The organism is Vibrio sp. 10N.222.46.A1, assembly GCF_041473595.1.
Classification (GTDB): Bacteria; Pseudomonadota; Gammaproteobacteria; order Enterobacterales; family Vibrionaceae; genus Vibrio; species Vibrio tasmaniensis_A.
Window position 1 is genome coordinate 1 of sequence record NZ_JBFRSN010001863.1, and the last position, 325, is coordinate 325.

Consider the following 325-nt stretch of genomic DNA (forward strand, 5'->3'; position numbering starts at 1 on the left):
CGCGCTGTTCTTTGCTTTTGGTATTGCCTTTGAAGTACCAGTAGCGATTATCTTGTTATGTTGGACGGGGGCGACAACGCCTAAGGCTCTGTCTGAAAAGCGTCCGTACATTGTTGTCGGTGCTTTTATCGTCGGTATGATGCTGACACCTCCCGATATGATCTCGCAGACACTGTTGGCGATTCCAATGTGTATTCTGTTTGAGATCGGTCTGTTCTTCGCACGTTTCTATGTGCGTAAGCCAGATGCGGATGAAGAGGAAGAAGCTGAATCTTGATTCTGCTGTAAGAGTATAATTGCTAGAGTCCTTCAGCAAACATGACAC

At 46.5% G+C, this 325-nt stretch carries 1 protein-coding gene; it reads left to right on the forward strand.

Annotation, left to right across the window (positions count from 1 at the left end; genetic code table 11):
- On the forward strand, nucleotides 1–277 hold a 277-nt coding region (locus tag AB4496_RS29655), incomplete at its 5' end, for a twin-arginine translocase subunit TatC (protein ID WP_372133723.1).
- Between the last annotated feature and the right edge of the window lie 48 nt (nucleotides 278–325).